Genomic DNA, 19,574 nt, shown 5'->3' on the forward strand with positions numbered 1-19,574 from the left:
CTAAAGAGCCACTTATTTTTTATTCGTTTTTGACTACTCTACTGGTGTTTGTTGATATTTTAATCAACAAACCATTCGCACGGAGAAGCATTACTAGGACAAGTCAAACAAAAACAAATAAAACAGGCTTTTTATGAAACATATAATTAAAACAAAAATATTGCACTTTAAATCGAAACTAACAACCCCGTTTTGTCTTCTTTTACTACTTTGTTCTACCAGTACGTTTGCTGGTAGTTGGCAACAAAATGTTAGTATTGGAGGCTTTAACTCTGTTCACATTTATACCCCTGACACTACTTCCAGTATTGGTGATGGAAAATCATTACTGATAGTGCTGCACGGTTGTGTGCAACCAATTAATAACTACTTAACGGCTCAGCTGGAATCTGCTGCTGAAAATCATGGCATGGTGATAGCTGTTCCTGATTCTATGAATAAGGCGGGTTATAGCTGCTGGTCATATTGGCAGGGTACAGTTTCAAGAACCTCCGCCGATTATAAAAACCTAATTAGTTTAGCAAACACCATGAGTGGAGATTCCACAAGAGGAATAGACCCGAAACAAGTTTATATTGCCGGTTTATCATCAGGCGCGGCAATGTCAGCTCAAACCGCTTGTTTAGCACCTGACGTATTTGCAGGTGTTGCACCAAGTGCAGGTCCAACGATAGGTACCAGCTCAAATGGTGCAATTACCACATGTGAGACAGTGTCAACATCAACCTTTAAGTCTCGATGTGAGGGTTATGCTGGAACGGCTTCAAGTCACTTTGAGACTCAAATAGCTGTGATAGGCCACGGAACCGCAGATACCACAGTGAATACTTGTTATAACCAACAAAATGCTGATGGTTTTGCGACGGTTTATGGCGTGAATCAATTACCCGGTACAAATAATTTATCTGATGGTATCGGGCATACGGCTTCTGAAACACTGTGGACTGATAATAGAGTTAGCATGCTTTGGTTTGATAACTTAGATCACTCGTGGTCTGGTGGTACCGGTGCATCTGGCGATTATATCGCTGATGACAGTATTAATTTCGCTGATTATTTAGGGCAATTTTTTGCTGATAATAATAAACGTGTTGATAGAAATTCTGGCCCTGAAATCAGTGACTTTGTGGTTACGGCTGGCAATAGTCAACTTATCATTAACGGCAAGGCTATTGATGAAGAAGGCAGTGTCAGTGTTGTGACCCTTACTATCGAGGCCATTGACACAGGTACTCCTATATTCGTTGAAACGCTAACTACATCAACGTTTGATGCAAATGACGCTTTTACAGTCACATCGAGTATCTTAACCGATGGCTTATACAAAATTACCGCCGTTGGCACCGATAATGAAAATAAAGAGGGCGATAGTGTCTCTGCCAACCAACGTATTGGCGATGAGCCTGCCGCGACCGCGCCAACTTTATCAGGAATCAATGCCCTTGTTGCTGGGCAATGTGCAACCATCACGGGCAGTGTTATAGATGTAAACCAAAACTTAACCACTGTTGTGGTGAGCTTTGCTAATGGCAATGTCACTGCAAATATCAGTAACAACCAATACTCAGCAGAACAATGTAATCTAGCGGGAGGCAATAACTCCGCCACAGTAACCGCTAGTGATACAACATCACTTTCAAGTACTGACAGTATTGATTTTACCATTGATGCTGGCGTCACAGGCGATTATAACTTACACATCAATGAAGGTCATATTACATGGGGAGAAGGCTACTCTGCTTGTTATCTTGAGTTTGGTAGCGATGCATTTACTATGCGTGAATATGCCGCGGGTACAGATCAATGTCAGTGGATAGCTGATGGTGCTCCTAGCTGTGCAGGTCCTACTCAAGCGTGCGTTGGTGGTAGTACAAATAATACAGACACTGACAATGATGGCGTTATTGATAGCCTAGATAATTGTCCTAACGACGCTAATGCCGATCAAGCTGATAATGACAGTGATGGCCAAGGTAATGTTTGTGACAGTACACCTGATGGTGAAATTTTAGATACTGATAACGATGGTATTGTTGATGACGAAGATAATTGTCCTAACGACGCCAACGCTGATCAGGCTGATAATGACAACGATGGTATAGGCAATGTTTGTGACAGCACACCTGATCCTATCATTGAGTGTTCAGAAACAACCGCAAGCAACTATGCGCACGTACAAGCTAATAGAGCTACAACTAATGGAATTTACGCATTTGCCGTTGGCTCAGGAGAAAATATGGGCTTATATAATTTGTTCTATACGACCACTTTAGCAGAAACAGCAGATAACTATTTCGAAGTAGGCAGCTGTCAATAACTCAGTATGCCAATAAATTAAAGCGCTAAGTATGAAATACTTGGCGCTTTAGCCTTGGTTTTTATTGTTTTGACTAATACGTTATCAAGTTTTTTCATTACCATCTGCGCATTAGGCACCTGCTTAGACAAAATAAAATATAACGGTAATGTAGACAAGTGAAAAACGCTGAGGTTTTCAATAGCCATACCCCTTAATGTCAAATTTGTAGGTCGTTGATAAGCTAATAAATAGTTTGCTCTTTTTTGGGCCAACATATGTAACGCCGATTCGTGATCATTCGTAATATACGCAGTAATATTATTATTTTCATCGTTAATATAATCAATTAAGCCACCATAGCTATAACCGCGAATAACAATCACTTTATTATTATTTAAGCCTGAGATACTGGTTATGTTTTGCCCCTCAGCAGAGTAAATATTCAGAACCATCGAAGTCAATTGATACTGACCTACTATAACTTGCGCTTTTATTTCCTTATTTGGCTCAATACCCACCCAAACATCAACATTACCTGCTAACAAGTATTTTTTTAGCCTCTTTGCCGGTAAAGGTATGGTTTCAACTGCGTAGCCCGATTGATTGATAACATTAATGGCCGCTTTCAATATAAAACCATCAGCTTGGTCATACTCATTGGTGTAAGTATAAGGGGGGAAATTGACATAGCCTAAGGTTAGACTCGGCTGCTCAGTACTATCAGCGTAAGCCACCAGTACTAAGCAAGAAAAGAGTATTGAGATTAGCAACTTTAGCATATCAACAAAAATCGATATCAGAATAGGTTGCTTTAACTATAGCTTAAAAATTAATGACTCGTTTTCGAGTTAACTGTTGAAGTTATGCACGGATGAATTCGCCTATCATTTGATAGGTTTGCTGACACTCCTCTTCAAGCATAGAGTCTAGCAACATATACGCGTGAATCATGCCCGGAAAGTGATGTTCTTTCACCTTAACACCGGCCTTAGTCAAAGCGTTAGCGTAAGCAAAGGCTTCGTCTCTCAGAGGATCACAGCCTGCAGAAAAAATAAGGGTTTCTGGCATACTGACTGCCATTTCCATAAATAAAGGAGAGGTGTTTTTTCTGGTTTCGTTATGTTGGAAATAGTTATCAAAGTACCAATCAACTTTTGCTTTTTCTAGTAAAAAACCTTCACCATTTTCACTCACCGACGGGGAAGATAAAGTATAATCAACACTTGGATAAACTAAGATTTGTTTATCAATATTCACCTTTGCATTATCAATATTAGTGCTGGCTAAGGTGGTACAAATTGCGCCACCAGCACTATCGCCAGCAATCATTAACTGATGATTAAAATTAACCCCTTGCAGTACTTCTTTATAATGAGCTAAGGCATATTGGCAGTCATCAATACCTGCTGGGTACGGGTATTCTGGCGCTAATCGATAGCCAACAGTAATAACCACACAATGTCCTGCTTTCGCTATTTTTCGGCTAATAGCATCATACAAGTCAATACTACCACACATATGGCCACCGCCATGATAATGTAGCACCACAGGTAATGCTTCTTCAGGTGCTGGGCTATAAACTCGCACTGGAATGGAATGTATTTCAGTGTTCAATTCTGCGTCTTTTACCAAGGCTAGATCTGGCCCTTGACCAATAAATACTTCAAGCTTGTCTAAATTGCCACGCACCAACTCAGGTGTTAAAACAATATTGTTTGCTTTTGCTTCACGTGCAGCCACATTAACTTGCTCAATAAAATCCGTAAGTTTAGGAGAAATTACGCCTCGCATGATGAATCCTTTTCATTAACTAGTGTGTCAGGTTGCTTAGCCGTTTCAGGTAAAAAGAAACTACCAATGAAAAAAGTACTGCTAAGTAGAGTTATCAACAAAAAAGCCGCGCTGTAATCACCACCATTAATATCCACCAACTTACCAAAACCCCACAACACAACGGTGGCAAGTAAATAGCTAATAGAATAAAACAAGCTAAATATTACCGTAACTTTTTGCCCTGTCATTTTGGGAAGCTCGTGGGGAATAGTGACTAAGGCAGTTATAGGAAGAAAGATAAAGAATCCTAACGCCATAGCACATATTGTTTGTAATAACGGTGAACTACTAAAAGATAAACCAAACACTGTAACAACGATCACCAAACCTGACCAACGAATAATGGGGACACGCTTAGTGAAGGTTTTACTATAGAAAATACCCGCCAAAGTTCCCACGATACCTGCCCCTATCACTAAGGCACTTTGACTGATGCCTGCTTTAGGGTAGAAGGTAAATAAACAAATATAGAAAGCTAGAATGCCTGAATAAGTAAGAGCATAAACCCAGTTGAACTTATCTTTTAAACCATCAATATAAGAGTAGTGAATTTCAGGTTCACTTTGGCTAGCTCCACCACTGACTTTTTGCTCTTTATCTTGGGTTAATAACCACACTAGGCTTAATGCTAAACTCGCTAAAGAGAAAATAACTAAGGTACTTTGCCAACTGCCTGTTAAGCTATTGAAGTTTGCCATCTGCCATAAAATAATGCCGGTACCGACATTAAATGCGACAGCATTAATACCATTAATGGTCGGCCTTTCTTCCGGCTCAAACCACGCCATCACAATAGGATTAAAATAAACAATCATAAAGGCGCCACCAAGCCCCATTAAAAAGCGACTCACTAATAGTAATTCGTAATTCGGCGAATATGGCGTTAACAAGCCGACGGAAATTAACACACCTGAAACAAAAAACGCCTTTTTAACCCCTAACTTTAAAGCTAACCAAGCCGCCATAAAGGTGCCGCATATTTTAGCTAAAGTAACGGCGCCACTGATAAAGCTTGCCGATGCTAAGCTGTCTATATCCATGGCTGCCATAATTTGGTTCATGCTTGCTGTACCACCAACCCACGCCATTGCGAACAGGGTGTAACTAATAAAAACCAATGCAGCTACTAGGTGCTTATTATTTATTTTGCTCAAACTCATATTTCACTTCTACCACTGAAAAATGCTTAATCGTTCAAGCTTACTGCACAAATTGATACAATGATGTACTACCTTCGTTCCCCTGTGTTTATTTTTTACTCGTGATATGCTGTCAGTGATATTAATTGCGGCTCATTTTAATATTGATCCGCCTTCAAATTTTTAAGGAACGTCGTTGTTAGTTTGGCTCTCTCTTGATACTTGGCTTATATCTTTATTATCTATTGCCTACTTACTTTTATTATTTGTTGTTGCTTACTGGGGGCAGAAACAAACAAACAGCGGCTTAAAACATCCTTGGGTTTATAGTTTATCTTTAGGGGTAAGTTGTACTTCTTGGGCGTTTTACGGCACTGTAGGTCAAGCGGCCGCAACAGGGGCTTGGTTAGCACCCATATATTTTGGTTCAATTTTTTGCCTAGTGTTAGCTTGGCCAATGTTGCTCAGAATTTTGCGTATTACCAAAGAGCAAAACCTTAGTTCAATCGCTGACTTTATTGCTTGTCGCTATGATCGCTCTCCCATTATTGCCGCCACCGTTACTTTAGTCGCTTTATTAGGCACCATCCCCTACATTGCCTTACAACTTCGTGCTATCAGTACCAGTTTTGATTTAGTAACAGGTACTTATCAGTCAGGTATTAGCACCACTTTTGTCGTTACTGTGGTATTGATCATATTCAGCATTTTATTTGGTGCCCGACAGGTCGTCATTAATAAACAAAATCAAGGCTTAGTGCTTGCGATTGCTTTTAGCTCAATTGTGAAGTTATTTGCTTTAACGGCGGTAGGCATTTTTGCCACTTTTTTTGTCTTTGATGGCGTCAATGATTTATTGACACAAACTCAATATATTCAACCCGAAAAATCTAGCGGCAATACCGTTTACTTTGCTATTTCACAAGCCATTTTAGGTATGATCACCATTTTTATCCTGCCTCAGCAATATCACATGCTGATGATAGAAAATCATCAAGAAAAAGAGCTAAAAACAGCGCGATGGCTATACCCTCTTTACCTTATTCTAATTAACTTATTTGTGTTACCTATTGCCCTTGCCGGACAAAGCTTATTTCCAGGGGGAAGTGTTGATGCAGATACTTATGTCATCACCATTCCGTTATTTTTCCAACAAGCATGGCTTGGCGGTTTAGTGTACATAGGTGGCTTGGCGGCAGCCACTAGCATGGTGATTATTGCCACAATTGTACTCAGTACCATGGTCACCACTGAAATAATCAACCCTCTGTTATTACGCCATAAAAACTTTATGGTGAAACAAAAAAGCGAGCTGTCTGGCTTGCTACTCAATTTACGCCGTATCGCTATTGCTTTATTGCTTTTATTAGCTTTTGTATTTGAACGCACCATAGCCCAGAAAAACCATTTAGCAGACATTGGCTTGCTATCCTTTGTGTTGCTGTCGCAGTTAGCGCCTTTAGTTTTAGGTGCCTTATATTGGCGAAATGCCACCAGTAAAGCCGCTTTAGTTGGTTTGATTGTCGGTAGTGTTATCTGGCTTTATACGTTATTACTGCCTAGCTTATTACCTGAATCAAGCTGGTTAGCAACAGGCTTATTCGGCTTAAGTTGGTTGAAGCCTTACGCCTTATTTGGAGTGAGTTTTTTAGATAATATCAGTCACGGCTTATTATTTAGTTTATTAGCGAATAGCTGTTGCTTTATTGGTATCTCATTATTCAGTCAACGAAGTGTTGGTGAAAAGCTTCAGGCTGAATTGTTCTTGAATAAACAACAAAAAACGTTTGAACAAAATCTTACCCATAAAGACCTCTATCAATTACTGCAGCGCTTCGTCAATAACGAAGCTGCTAATGCATTCAAACAACACTATACTGAAGCCAATAAAAATACTGCCGCCAGTATTGAACTTTGCAACTACACTAGACTTCAACTGGCAAGTGTTCTCGGCTCCGCATCTACGCGTATGGTTATGTTGGCAGCAAGTAAACAACAAAGCATGCCTTTTGAAGATGTAGTTAATATTGTTGATGAAGCCAGTGAACTGTTTCAATTTAATCGCGAACTGTTACAAGCTGGCGTTGAAAATATAGAACAAGGCATCAGCATGGTGGATGCCGACATGCGTTTAGTGGCTTGGAATCAACGCTACATTGAACTACTCGAATATCCTAACGACCTAGTTACCGTAGGCAAGCCTATTGCTGAGCTCATTCGGTTTAATATTAAGCGTGGCCTAATTTCAGATAAAGAAGATAACGAAATTCAAGAAATACTGATTTCAAAACGTTTAGCCCATATGCGTGCTGGTAACAATCATTATTTCCAACGTCAAATGCCTAACGGTATGGTCTTAGAAATTCGTGGTCAGGCTATGCCCGGTGGTGGCTTTGTCAGTACTTTTTCAGATATTAGTGAACACATCAAAGCCGCGAAAGCCTTACAACAAGCCAATGAAAACTTAGAGCAAAGAGTTAATGAGCGAACCCTTGAGCTTAGTCAAGCAAAAGCCGAAGCCGAAGCGGCCAACACCAGTAAAACTAAATTTTTAGCCGCCGCCAGCCATGATTTAATGCAGCCTTTTAATGCTATGTCATTGTTTACCAATATGTTGACTAAAAAAGCACAAGGCTCAGACTTAGAAGAGCTCGCAAGTAATATTCAACACTCGCTTGTTGCTGCAGAAACCTTGTTATCAGATCTGGTTGAAATATCACGCTTAGACAACAGCTCACAACCCGTTGATATACATACCTTTGCTATTAATGACTTACTGACACCATTAAGTAATGAATTTGCCATTTTATCGCAACAAGCCGATATCGCCTTTAGTTATGTAAAATCCTCTTGCGTGGTGGAAACAGACGCCAAATTATTGCGACGGATTGTGCAAAACTTTCTCTCAAATGCCATCAATTACTGTCCTCAGCCCTCTCGTGAAAGCAAAGTATTACTAGGCGTTCGTCATCAACAACAACACATAGTGATTGAAGTTTGGGATAATGGCCCCGGTATCCCTGAGGATCAACAAACGACCATATTTAAAGAATTTGAACGCTTAAACCCTAATCAAACAGATTCAGGTTTAGGGCTAGGTTTGGCGATATCAGAGCGCATCGCTAAGTTACTTGGTTTTACTATTTCGGTGAAGTCTACCCTAGGCAAAGGCACCTGCTTTAGTATTATACTGCCACGTAGCAATAAGCGTATTGATACATTAGCAACAAGTTCCATGCATCAACCAGCGGCTGGCAATGAGTTTGAAAACTTAGCAGTTCTATTGATTGATAATGAACCTTTGATGCTAACGGCAATGACAAGCCAGTTAGTAGAATGGGGTTGTGCAGTGGTTGCCGTTGCCGATGAATCTATGCTCAATGAAGCATTAACAAATAAACACTTCATTCCTAGCCTGATTATCTCAGATTATCACCTAGATAATGATAAAAATGGCGTAGATCTAGTACAAAAAAGTAAAGTGAAACATGGCTGGCAAGTACCGGTAATTATTTGCTCTGCTGATCCTTCTGAGCAAGTGCGACAACAAACCAGTGAAGCTAAGTTTTCATTTATGCGAAAACCGATAAAAGCGTTAGCGCTGAAAAAGTTAATGCGCCAACTATTAGCTCGTTAGTCGTTATTATTAATCGTGAATGACTCAACTACTTCAAGGGATGAAGTAGTTATCACAATTAAAGGTTATTGTTTTCCTGCGGAGCTAGCATCAGCTGCTGATACACTAACCCTGCTTGCGTACGGTTATAAACACCTAACTGCAATAAAATAGCTGATACATGTTTTTTAACGGTATTTTCTTTAATGTCGAGCACACCAGCAATTTGCTTATTCAACTGCCCATCCGCCACTAAAGACAATACCGTGTATTGTTGAGGGGTCAATTGCGCTAACTGTTGTGCTAACTGCTTATGCTCTTGGGCCAGTTTTGCATCATGGTTGATGGGCATATTCGCAGGTAACCAAGTATCGCCTGCCAGCACGGTATTAATCGCTTGGCTAATAGTGGTTAAATCCACAGATTTAGGAATAAAAGCGGCAGCACCAAAGTTAATCGCTTTTTGCATAATGTCTGGGTTTTCATCCGAAGACACCATAATAACAATCAAGTCTGGATGATTATTCTGTAATTGAGTTAAGCCAGTAAAGCCATCATTGCCCGGCATATGTAAATCTAAAAAAATAATTTCTAATTCAGGAGATTGTTCAACCACTGCAAGCAAGTCGCTAAAACTCGATGCTTCTTTAATACCAGCCTGAGGCAAACAGTCAATTACCGCTTGCTTTAAGGCTGTTCTAAATAATGGATGATCATCAGCAATAACCACTTTCGCTTGATTCATACTTTACTCTTTCTTAAAAATATTAATTTATTTGACTATATCAAATAGAGCTGAAAATTACCTAGTAACTACAAATTTAATATAGCTGGCAGAATGAAATCTTGTAACCACATCTCTCGAGTTCTTACATTACCATACTCACGAGGATACTCATGTGCTGTAAACGTCACAACTAAATCTAACTCTTTAAAGCTATAGATTTGTTGACCACCAAACCCTAATGATGAGATAGCAGAAACAGTGTTGCCATTCACTTCAAAAGTATTCATCCACCATTGATAGCCATAACCGCTTATATTTGAGTCAGAATACGCTAATGCAAATCGCTGTTGAGTTGCTTCTTCTATCCATGAGTGGCTTAGTAATTGCAGACCATGCCATCGACCTTCATTTAACAGCAGTTGCCCAATCTTTTGCATTGATCTTGGCGTTAACCATAAGCCACCACCCGTTTGTATTTCATTGTTAGGGCCTCTGCCCCACCAGTGCTTTTCAATACCTAAAGGAGAAAAAAAGTAATCGGCAGCAAATTCATCTGCGGATAAACCAGAAGCTTGCGCTAAAATTCCACCCAACAACATACTCAAACCACTGTTATAAACATACTGCTGACCTGGGGCTGAAACCAATGGACGATCTAATACAAATTTGTACCAATCACTACTTTCTTTCAGCTTATAGGCATCATTTAAATTATTAAGGTATGAATATGTGCCTTCATCCCATTGAAAACCAGCAGACATGCTTAGCACATCTTGCAGCGAAATATCTCCTTTAGACACTAGCTCATCGTTTATTTCATAGCCATGTTGCCAATCAATATCAGAGTAATGGCTAAAAAACCCTTCAAGCTTTACCTCTGTATTTTCAATATAACCTTGTTCAATTGCGATGCCGATAAGTGTGGAGGTGATACTTTTAGTTGAAGATGCCAATGCGTGGGTTGTGTATTTATCATAATCAACAATAGTGCGATCAGTAGCGGTTTTAAATCCCGGAAAGTAAGCTTCGTGAATCAAATTACCCTGCAAGGAAATTAAAACACTGTTAAGTTGATGTTCAAACTCACCACAGTGCATTCGCTGTGCCATATCCAGTAACTTATGAGTATCAATTACCTGATCATAGTCGTAGATACTTGCCACGGTTAGTCCGTCTTGAATATCTTCTGGCGCTTGATACTGGTAGGGTTGCTCACAATTAATTTCAACGCGATCCAAGGCATGTGTTTTATAAGTCGAGCTATTCGTGTCACTTTTACATGAAGCAACTAATATCAAGACTAAAAGCCAAAAAAAACGCATAGTGAATTTCCACCTTAGGGTTTGCGATCAAAAAGAGCTAGTAAAAACTAGCTCTTTTAAAGGTCGATGTATCTTTAGAAAGAATAACCGATAGTGAAAGATACCGTAGAAGGGTCACCATAATAAGCGATTAATGTAGTATCGCCACCAAAGCCTGGTAACCAAGTACCGTTATCATCTTGACCACCAGTGAAGTTATAGGCACCCACCATATACTCTTCATCAGTGATGTTTTTCCAATGAAGTGCTGCAGTCCAATCACCGTCATTGCTGTACCAGTTAACACCAAAGTTTAACAAACCGTAAGCATCTTGAGTCAATACATTACCGATTTCAACAAGGTCATAATCACCACGGTAGTAGTAATTACCGTTAATTACAAATGAACCAACTGAAGTTTCAAGGTCGTAACTAGCGCCAAAGTTTGCGGTAGTATCAGGTGTATTTGCAACGGTATAAGTATCTGAGATATCGTCATAATCAGTACCATTCCATGTTAATACTTCGGTAAATTCTGCATCGATATAACCTAACGCAAAGTTAAAGTGTAAGTTATCTGTTGCCGCATATTCCATTTCTAATTCAATACCTACAGATTCTGACTTACCAATATTACCTAAACGAGTATCTAATACAGATGGGTCTTCATTAGCCACAACACTGGTGTATTGGCGATCTTTGTGCTCTAACGCAAAAATAGTACCGTTCACACGTAGTTGATCAAACCACTCACTCTTAATACCTAGCTCAACTGAATCAACAATTTCAGGGTTAACTGCAGGTTCATTCGTTGATGCACGCGGGTTGAAAGTACCTGATTTAAAGCCTTGTGAATAACTAGCAAAAACCATCATATCGCTATCAACTTGATATTCCACACCCACTTTTGGTGTAAAACGAGACCAGCTTTTCTGACCATTTAACACTTCAGTTTGTGGTAGTTCACCACGTGTATAACCTGGGATCCAGCCTGTAAACGGATACTCAATTGAGGCATACAAGTCACTAGTAACATTGGCAATTTTCTCTTCATCCGTATAACGAGCACCTAAAGTAAAGGACAACTGATCCGTTACGTTGAATGAACCTTGGGCATAGGCGGCAATACTTTCACTGCTATTACAACCGCTTTTATCAGCCGTTAATGCTTGGAAAATTATCGCATCGTAGTGACCACACGATTCTGAATCAAAATAATATAAACCAGACACTAAACTTAGGTTTTCACCGCTATAGTTTAACTGAACCTCTTGTGAAAACTGCTCATCATCATATACCGCAGGTACATCGAAGATTTGTAGTGGTGTGTTATCAAAATCAATATTGGTTGGAGAATAGTTTTCACGCGCTGCTGTTACTGACTTTATCGACCAATCGTCATTGATAAAGTACTCAGCAGTTAAGCTCCAACCTTCATTTTCTACAAGGTTTTCAGTAGGTAAACTTGTGTATGAGTCATAAACACTATCCGGCACAGGTGCATCAGTTACAATACTTGGTAAAATTCTGTAACCACCTTTAGCATTCGATTCATCTTTAGTATTGTCGTAGTTAAAACGGAAGAATAAATCTTCAGTTGGTTCAAATTCAACCGTAATTCTGCCCGCGAAAATATCTTTATTATAGTTTTCTAAATCCTGATTCGGTAAGGCTGATTCTAAGAAATTACCAAAGCCGTCACGGGTTAAGTTCGCTAAGGCAAAACCCACATAAAGTTTATCATCAACAACAGGGATTTTTGCCGCCACTTTATAATCTTGGCGACCGTATGTGCCAAAAGTCGCTGATAAATCCACTTCAAAGTCACCCGACATTTTTTTGGTGACATATTTTATCGCGCCACCTATGGTGTTTTTACCATATAAGCTGCCTTGTGGACCACGTAACACTTCAACACGTTCAACATCGATAATATCAAGTACAGCACCTTGTGGACGAGCAAAATATACATCATCAACATAAATGCCCACACCCTGCTCATAACCCCAAAGTGGATCTTCTTGACCAACACCACGAATAAAAGCGGTTAACGTTGAGTTAGTACCACGACTTGATTGCAAAGTAGTATTAGGAGAAAACTGTTGAATTTCAGTCATCACATTAATGCCGTTTTCACCTAACTGTTCAGAGCCAATCGAAGTAACAGCAACAGGTACTGATTGTAATGTTTCTAACGATTTACGAGCAGTAACCTCAATGACCTCAAGGCCACTATCTTTTGCCGATGCGTCGTCAGCAGCTTCTTCTGCAAAAGCAATATTGCTTGTCAGTGCCGCTGCGATAGCTAACGCTAGGTAGCTTTTATTTCTGATGTTATGTTTCATAAGGGAACCTTTATTTATAATTCTTTTTTAAGTGAAGCTTGTTTTTATGTTGTTTTATTTAGTTGTTTCGCCAACTAATAACACTCTATCTTATAAATTTAAAAAAATATTTAGCACTATGGTGCTATACATAATTAATTGTTTTTAAATGAATTATTCTGTCTTTGTCACAGATCAGTCATCTAAACCCCAAAAATTGATTACGTGTTTTGCCGTACTTATTGGTGCTGCCAATAAATAATCAGCTACCTCACCACCATCTTCTTCTGCTGGATTAATCATAAAGCCATGACCTAATGCATTAAGCTCAATTAATTCAATTTGAATATTGTCTTGAGCATCTTGCCAACGAGTTATTGTGTAGTCGGTTTGTTTATCGATTAGCGGCTTATTTTCTAGTGCTAATAATTGCAGCCACTGCTGGGCATATACTGTAGAGTTTAGAGGGTTGACTATCACGTCATTAATCCCTGTCCATATCGACAGCTTAGGCCAATGTGTTTGATCAGGGTTTAATGCTTTTACATGATTGGCCAGTGTTACTGCCGATTGAGAAGGCCCATTTTTCATGCAAGATATACCAGTTATTAAACCGTCTGCACAAGGGAAAGGAATGCCCGCAGCAATAGCGCCGGCAGTAAAGCTATCTGGGTAGTTAGCCAACATAATACTCGCCATAGCACCGCCACCAGATAAGCCAATGATATAAACGTTTTTGCTGCCAAATTGCTGTTTTGCCCCTGTAATCATATTACTAAGCGATAAGCTCTCTCCCTTATCTTTTGTGTAATCATCAGCTGAATACCAATTAAAACAGCGCTTAATGTTATTTTTTGAACTTTGCTGGGGCACTAATAAGGCAAATTGGTGTTTTTGGGCTAGGGCGAGTAAACCGCTTTGTTGTGCTAACTGTTCACCATTTTGCACACAACCATGCAACAAAACCACAAGCGCTGGAGCTTGATGCTCAGGGGCGTAATAGCTTGCGCTTAAGGAACCAGGATTGTCACCAAAATTTTTCAATACAGTAAAATTAGCTGCTGCTGAAAAGCTAAATGGTAAGATCAAAAATGATAGAACCAGTTTTATCAGGGTGTGCATAAGTCATTTATCCATTAATTTCTTTATGCTGATAATGACTGAATTTTACAAAAAATCACAATGGCACTTTAGTGTAGGTTATCAATATTTTCATTCTTGATAGTGAATACTTAACACTGTCCAATACTTTTCGCCCGCGGGCGTCGTCACTACGGCTTCATCATCTACTGCTTTTTTCAGCAAGGCACGTGCCATAGGAGAATCGATAGAAATATAATCCTTGCGACCGAAAATTTCATCCGGTCCAACGATTTTAAACTTAAGCTGCTCGCCATCATCATTCTCAATTTCAACCCAAGCTCCAAAAAACACCTTGCCAGCTTGTTGTGGGTTGTAATCAACTATTTGAATATCTTCTAGGCGTTTGGTCAGGTAACGCACACGGCGGTCTATTTCGCGCAGGCGTTTTTTATTATATTGATAGTCAGCATTTTCCGAGCGGTCACCTAAACTTGCGGCCCAAGACACTTTTTTAGTCGTTTCAGGGCGCTCTACTTTCCATAAATGCGTCAGCTCTTTTTGTAGCAGTTCAAATCCTGCCCGAGTGATTAAATTAGTTTTCATACTTGGTTAAAACGTCCATGAAATTCACTAATATTCAAATTGCACACCGACACGAATATTCACTCCCCGCATCAATTCATTACCGTCTAATTCAACAGTATCTAGGGTAGAAGCTAAATCTATATTCACTATTTTCATTACCGTAACGCCAGCATTGAGATAAGCCAGCTTAGAGCCGGCTAAATTTCGACTAAAACCGACACGAACCCCTGGTAACCACCAACTATCTGCGGCATAACCTGCTGTGGCTGAAAACCATTGGTACCTATCACGCATAGGGTCAACAACTGGATTTGCATCATACTCGACATTTAAGCTCCATTGACGATCTTGGGTGTAAATTCCAAAATCAAGTTTTAATTGCCGCTGCATGGTAAATTCTTCATGAAAATCAAGCTTTTTGATAATTTCATCAGATTTATAACGTCGCCTGTCTATTTCTGGAAACTCATAGGTATGCTCAAAAATACTCGTTAGTGATGCCCCTATCTGATAATGATCAGAAGCCCATACTAAGCCTAGATCGAGATCCATGCCATTTTCATAAATAAAATCAGCATTTTTAATATCGTTGAAGAATTCCTCTGCATCGGTAATATCACCAATTCTAGCAGTCACATTAGATAAACCCACACGATAAAAGTTTGGTTTCACCCCCCAATACAAATTACCTGCATCGTATGAAGCTAACTTTCGGCTATAAGTTAATGACGTTTGAAAGATTTTTGTGGCTTTCACTAACAATAAACTGTCATTATCTATCGATATGCTGACTTTATTATTAGACGGGTCGTAATAAAGTATAATACCACCGCTTAAGTCTAATTCTTGGATAGGATCAGTTTCATCAAAATCTGGTATTTTGGCTATTTGCTCTCTTGCTTGTTCACTATCGAACGTAATAACCTCCATTATACCAACGGCTTCTGCATTTCCTTTGTATGAAGAGCCAAATAACAAGGTTCCTCCATATAAGTCTTCATTCAACACAAAACTTGCTTCAGCGTTTGCTTCTGCTTTGGCATACCCTTCCACCGCAATTAGTGCCAACAAAGCTGCCGTTTCAACAACACGATCTTTGATAACATCGACACGATCTTCCAAGTCAGGGTAGAGTTCAAACAGATCTTCCCAGCGATAATCTCTTATCGGGTTTTCTGGCGTCGGTGGTAAATCAGAGGGTGGCGCTTCGGAGGGGGGTGGTGAAAAATCCTCTTTCAATTTATTAATAGTGTCAAATAATTCATCTAAATCACCGTACTCAACACCACCACCCATTTCAATTGTGCCACCAGTCATCACATTCAAATCGTTACGTTCTATTACTAATGCTGCTGCGGCTGGGTTACCTGCATTAGAGAGCGCTTTTTGTGAGTAACTAAGGCTTGATGAACGCGGAAGAATATTGGCAACAGTCATCGTAGTGGTGAGCATTGCTAAAACGGAAATAGTAACGCTAAGCAAGTTTTTTGAAACAAATTTTTCTAGTGACATCTTATTCAATAAGTTCCAATAAATACTAAAATTAAGAGGTGTTAATTGCCATGAATATGGCAATTATATTAGCATAAATGTACATTTACAGTATAAATAAACAGCAATTCGTTACAAAGCGATAACATTCTATTGTTTCGTTGAAACAATGCGACGACTTCTAACAGGCACTTGGCAAACATCAAGTACTGGCGGCGGCTTTTGATAGAAAAAATCACTCTCTCGTACGCGACGTTTTACAAGGCGCTCTTTAAACATTGGGGAACTGGTATTTTCTACTTCAATAATGATACGGTCCTTTTCAGGCACATCCGCCATTAATTTCATACTCACTATCGGAGTGAAATCCCTACTGTCGATTCCATACTCTCCTTCCACCACTTGAGTACGCTGAATAGCTTGGATATGTTCCATACCATATACCACTCGGCCAAACACAGTCATAATTTTATCTAAATAGCGTGGCGCTTGACCAATAACAAAATAGAAATGACTAGTTGCCGTATCGGGCTCATTGTTTCGAGCCATACCTAATACACCGGGGCAATGCGCTAGCCACGCACTGTTTTCATTGTTTCGTGCAACAGCAAAGCTATCTTTAAAGCCCGTTTCTTTTGCAAACAGATCATTATTTTGAACGGGGGTAAATGACCAGTTTTTATCTGTAGCAAACTCATTTTCTATGGGGAGTAAAGATACAGACTCATCTTTTTTGCCGCCATCTTCTGGGCCCCCTTGAGCAACAAAACCATCAATAACACGGTAAAACTTTTCATTATCATAAAAAGATTTTTGCACAAGCGAAGTAAAACGTTCAACATGGTTTGGCGAAAATTGCGGTGCTAATTCAATAACAACTTTGCCATGTGGTAGGGTTAATAACACAGTATTTTCTAATGATAATGTGCGCCACTGTTGATCAGCACCATTATCAGCGCCACAAGCGCTCACAAACAAAAAGGTACAAACCGCGAAAGCTTGCTTTATAGATTTTGTCATAGTCTCTACTTAGGTATAATAATGAAAAATTTAACTATATCACTATTTTGGAGTTTTGCAGTGAACAAAAGCCTAGTCACTAATTTTATCGCGTTAGTCTGTACGCTTTCTGGTTTTATGTTAGCTAATCCCATCTTATATACCGTAGGCTTATTTGCCCTATCTGGTGCAATTACCAACTGGTTGGCTGTTCATATGCTGTTTGAAAAAGTGCCGCTGTTATATGGCTCTGGTGTTATTCCCGCACGCTTTGAAGATTTTAAACTAGCCATTCGTCAATTGATGATGGAACAGTTTTTCACTAAAGAAAATATCGATCGCTTTTTATCTACAAGCTCAGGTACTGCCAGCAGTATTGATCTAACACCTGTTATTGAAAAAGTTGATCTCACGCCTGCTTTTAATAACCTCGTAACCGTAATCGAAAACTCATCATTTGGACCAATGCTTGCTATGGTGGGAGGTAGTGAAGCGATACAGCCAATGAAAGAGCCTTTTATTGAGAAAATGAAAGCCTCTATCAAAGAGATTAGCCAAAGTGAACAATTTAACCACTTGTTGCGAGAGGAGTTAGAGCAACCTGATATGATCGCGAATATGCAAGGTAAAGTCAGTGATATTATTGAGAAGCGATTAAATGAATTAACACCACAATTAGTGAAAGAAATCGTTCAAGGCATGATAAAAAAACACCTTGGCTGGCTCGTAGTTTGGGGTGGCGTTTTTGGCGGTATTATTGGCTTGCTTGCAGCAACAACAAATACCTTTTAACACCAATGTAAACCTCATGTTCCAGTAGTTAAGGTTGGTATTAAAAATTTGTCTTAAATTGCTTTAGCTTTAATGCACTTTTACGCTATGCTTGCCCTTCACGCTTACGTATACATTAAGCATTGTTAAACCTTAAATATTCATACTCAACCGATAAGGTAAATTTCAGCCATGTTTGCTAGCTTAAAAGCTTCATCTGCCGACCCTATTTTAGGACTATTAGCTAAATATCGTGCAGATTCCAACCCAAATAAAATAGATTTAGGTGTTGGTGTTTATAAAAATGAAGCCGGTGAAACCACTGTGCTCAATTGTGTAAAAAAAGCTGAGCAACACCGCACTGATACCGAAACGAGTAAGGTATATATAGGCCCAACCGGATCTGATCTGTTTAATGAAAAAATGACTGAGCTTATTTTCGGTGCCACACATAAAGTCATCAATGAAAACCGAACCCGCACCGTTTCAACGCCTGGCGGAACTGGTGCATTACGTGTTGCAGCTGAGTTTATTAAAACATGTAAAGCTGGGGCAACCGTTTGGATGAGCAATCCAACTTGGGCTAATCATACAGGTTTATTTGAAGCCGCTGGACTGACAGTAAAAACATACCCTTACTATGATTATGAAAATAAAAACCTAGATTTTGAAGGTATGTTAGCGGTACTTAAACAAGTATCGAGCGATGATGTCGTACTATTACACGCATGTTGCCACAACCCAAGTGGTATGGATTTAAGTCAAGAGCAATGGCAGCAAGTTGCTGAAGTTGCCAAATCAGTAGGCTTTACGCCGATTATTGATATGGCTTACCAAGGTTTTTGCCAAGGTTTAGATGAAGACGCATACGGCTTACGTTTGATGGCCGAATCCGTCAAGGAGATGTTAGTTTGTAGCTCATGTTCAAAAAACTTTGGCTTATACCGTGAGCGTATTGGTGCTTGTACTGTTATTGGTGAATCTAGCCTGCAAGCTGATATTGCCTATTCGGTGCTGTTATCTGTAATACGAGTCATTTACTCTATGCCACCAGCCCATGGCGCGGCACTGGTTGAAACCATATTATCTTCAGATGAATTACGTAACGAATGGTATAGTGAATTAGCTGAAATGCGTAACCGCATTAATGGTAATCGTCAATTATTGGTTGAAAAATTAATCGCTAATGGTGTCACACGAGATTTTAGCTTTATCACACGTCAATCGGGTATGTTTTCTTTCCTAGGTATTACGCCTGAGCAAGTACAACAGCTACAAGATGAATACAGTATCTACATGGTTGGCTCAAGCCGCATGAGCATTGCCGGAATTGCTAACAGTAATGTTGACTACTTAGCGCAATCAATAGCCAAAGTACTATAATACGTAAAAAATAAGGCACTTAT

The 19,574-nt window shown here is 39.5% G+C and carries 14 protein-coding genes; 4 read left to right on the top strand and 10 right to left on the bottom strand.

What is annotated here, in order from left to right:
- The first annotated feature begins 133 nt into the window (after positions 1-133).
- Positions 134-2,317: an extracellular catalytic domain type 1 short-chain-length polyhydroxyalkanoate depolymerase gene (locus tag AC27GZ_RS04700; protein WP_487093717.1), complete on the top strand. Its 2,184-nt coding sequence runs from the start codon at positions 134-136 to the stop codon at positions 2,315-2,317.
- 17 nt (positions 2,318-2,334) lie between these two features.
- Here AC27GZ_RS04700 and AC27GZ_RS04705 read toward each other — a convergent pair whose 3' ends face one another.
- The 3 genes from AC27GZ_RS04705 to AC27GZ_RS04715 form a co-directional block, all read right to left on the bottom strand.
- Positions 2,335-3,078, bottom strand: a complete 744-nt coding sequence (locus tag AC27GZ_RS04705; RefSeq protein WP_487093718.1) for a substrate-binding periplasmic protein — start codon at positions 3,076-3,078, stop codon at positions 2,335-2,337.
- Between the two features lie 82 nt (positions 3,079-3,160).
- Positions 3,161-4,090: an alpha/beta hydrolase gene (locus tag AC27GZ_RS04710; protein ID WP_487093719.1), complete on the bottom strand. Its 930-nt coding sequence runs from the start codon at positions 4,088-4,090 to the stop codon at positions 3,161-3,163.
- Positions 4,078-5,292, bottom strand: coding sequence for an MFS transporter (locus AC27GZ_RS04715; protein WP_487093720.1), 1,215 nt, complete (start codon positions 5,290-5,292; stop codon positions 4,078-4,080). Before AC27GZ_RS04715 ends, AC27GZ_RS04710 begins: the two co-directional genes overlap by 13 nt.
- Positions 5,293-5,467: 175 nt before the next feature.
- Here AC27GZ_RS04715 and AC27GZ_RS04720 point away from each other — a divergent pair, with 175 nt between their 5' ends.
- A complete protein-coding gene (locus tag AC27GZ_RS04720) occupies positions 5,468-8,908 on the top strand; it encodes a hybrid sensor histidine kinase/response regulator (protein ID WP_487093721.1) in 3,441 nt (1,146 codons plus the stop codon).
- Positions 8,909-8,966: 58 nt separating this feature from the next.
- Here the strand turns inward: AC27GZ_RS04720 and AC27GZ_RS04725 are convergent, their stop codons facing one another.
- From AC27GZ_RS04725 to AC27GZ_RS04755, 7 genes are all read right to left on the bottom strand, one after another.
- Positions 8,967-9,632: a response regulator transcription factor gene (locus AC27GZ_RS04725; RefSeq protein ID WP_487093722.1), complete on the bottom strand. Its 666-nt coding sequence runs from the start codon at positions 9,630-9,632 to the stop codon at positions 8,967-8,969.
- A 68-nt stretch (positions 9,633-9,700) separates the two neighbouring features.
- Positions 9,701-10,936 carry a serine hydrolase domain-containing protein gene (locus AC27GZ_RS04730; RefSeq protein WP_487093723.1) on the bottom strand — a complete coding sequence of 412 codons (1,236 nt, stop codon included), beginning with the start codon at positions 10,934-10,936 and terminating at the stop codon, positions 9,701-9,703.
- Positions 10,937-11,010: 74 nt separating this feature from the next.
- Positions 11,011-13,260, bottom strand: a complete 2,250-nt coding sequence (locus AC27GZ_RS04735; protein WP_487093724.1) for a TonB-dependent receptor — start codon at positions 13,258-13,260, stop codon at positions 11,011-11,013.
- A 174-nt stretch (positions 13,261-13,434) separates the two neighbouring features.
- Positions 13,435-14,361 (bottom strand): extracellular catalytic domain type 1 short-chain-length polyhydroxyalkanoate depolymerase, encoded by a 927-nt coding sequence (locus AC27GZ_RS04740; protein ID WP_487093725.1) that lies wholly within the window; start codon positions 14,359-14,361, stop codon positions 13,435-13,437.
- A 90-nt stretch (positions 14,362-14,451) separates the two neighbouring features.
- Entirely contained in the window at positions 14,452-14,925 is a 474-nt protein-coding gene (gene greB, locus AC27GZ_RS04745) for a transcription elongation factor GreB (protein ID WP_487093726.1), read from the bottom strand.
- Positions 14,926-14,952: 27 nt separating this feature from the next.
- Positions 14,953-16,419 (bottom strand): conjugal transfer protein TraF, encoded by a 1,467-nt coding sequence (gene traF, locus AC27GZ_RS04750; protein ID WP_487093727.1) that lies wholly within the window; start codon positions 16,417-16,419, stop codon positions 14,953-14,955.
- Positions 16,420-16,548: 129 nt separating this feature from the next.
- Complete coding sequence (locus AC27GZ_RS04755) at positions 16,549-17,418, bottom strand: peptidylprolyl isomerase (protein ID WP_487093728.1); 870 nt, start codon at positions 17,416-17,418, stop codon at positions 16,549-16,551.
- 60 nt (positions 17,419-17,478) lie between these two features.
- On the opposite strand from AC27GZ_RS04755, the gene AC27GZ_RS04760 reads away from it, so the two are divergent.
- A complete protein-coding gene (locus AC27GZ_RS04760) occupies positions 17,479-18,189 on the top strand; it encodes a DUF445 domain-containing protein (protein ID WP_487093836.1) in 711 nt (236 codons plus the stop codon).
- Between the two features lie 171 nt (positions 18,190-18,360).
- On the top strand, positions 18,361-19,551 hold the full coding sequence (locus AC27GZ_RS04765; RefSeq protein WP_487093729.1) for an amino acid aminotransferase: 1,191 nt from the start codon (positions 18,361-18,363) through the stop codon (positions 19,549-19,551).
- Positions 19,552-19,574 lie beyond the last annotated feature (23 nt).

It is taken from the genome of Colwellia sp. SU-HH00943 (assembly GCF_057546125.1).

What these genes read in the sequence shown, in the direction of transcription:
- AC27GZ_RS04700 (WP_487093717.1), top strand. Translation starts at nt 134, where the DNA reads ATGAAACATATAATTAAAACAAAAATATTGCACTTTAAATCGAAACTA.
- AC27GZ_RS04705 (WP_487093718.1), bottom strand. Translation starts at nt 3,078, where the DNA reads ATGCTAAAGTTGCTAATCTCAATACTCTTTTCTTGCTTAGTACTGGTG.
- AC27GZ_RS04710 (WP_487093719.1), bottom strand. Translation starts at nt 4,090, where the DNA reads ATGCGAGGCGTAATTTCTCCTAAACTTACGGATTTTATTGAGCAAGTT.
- AC27GZ_RS04715 (WP_487093720.1), bottom strand. Translation starts at nt 5,292, where the DNA reads ATGAGTTTGAGCAAAATAAATAATAAGCACCTAGTAGCTGCATTGGTT.
- AC27GZ_RS04725 (WP_487093722.1), bottom strand. Translation starts at nt 9,632, where the DNA reads ATGAATCAAGCGAAAGTGGTTATTGCTGATGATCATCCATTATTTAGA.
- AC27GZ_RS04730 (WP_487093723.1), bottom strand. Translation starts at nt 10,936, where the DNA reads ATGCGTTTTTTTTGGCTTTTAGTCTTGATATTAGTTGCTTCATGTAAA.
- AC27GZ_RS04735 (WP_487093724.1), bottom strand. Translation starts at nt 13,260, where the DNA reads ATGAAACATAACATCAGAAATAAAAGCTACCTAGCGTTAGCTATCGCA.
- AC27GZ_RS04740 (WP_487093725.1), bottom strand. Translation starts at nt 14,361, where the DNA reads ATGCACACCCTGATAAAACTGGTTCTATCATTTTTGATCTTACCATTT.
- greB (WP_487093726.1), bottom strand. Translation starts at nt 14,925, where the DNA reads ATGAAAACTAATTTAATCACTCGGGCAGGATTTGAACTGCTACAAAAA.
- traF (WP_487093727.1), bottom strand. Translation starts at nt 16,419, where the DNA reads ATGTCACTAGAAAAATTTGTTTCAAAAAACTTGCTTAGCGTTACTATT.
- AC27GZ_RS04755 (WP_487093728.1), bottom strand. Translation starts at nt 17,418, where the DNA reads ATGACAAAATCTATAAAGCAAGCTTTCGCGGTTTGTACCTTTTTGTTT.
- AC27GZ_RS04765 (WP_487093729.1), top strand. Translation starts at nt 18,361, where the DNA reads ATGTTTGCTAGCTTAAAAGCTTCATCTGCCGACCCTATTTTAGGACTA.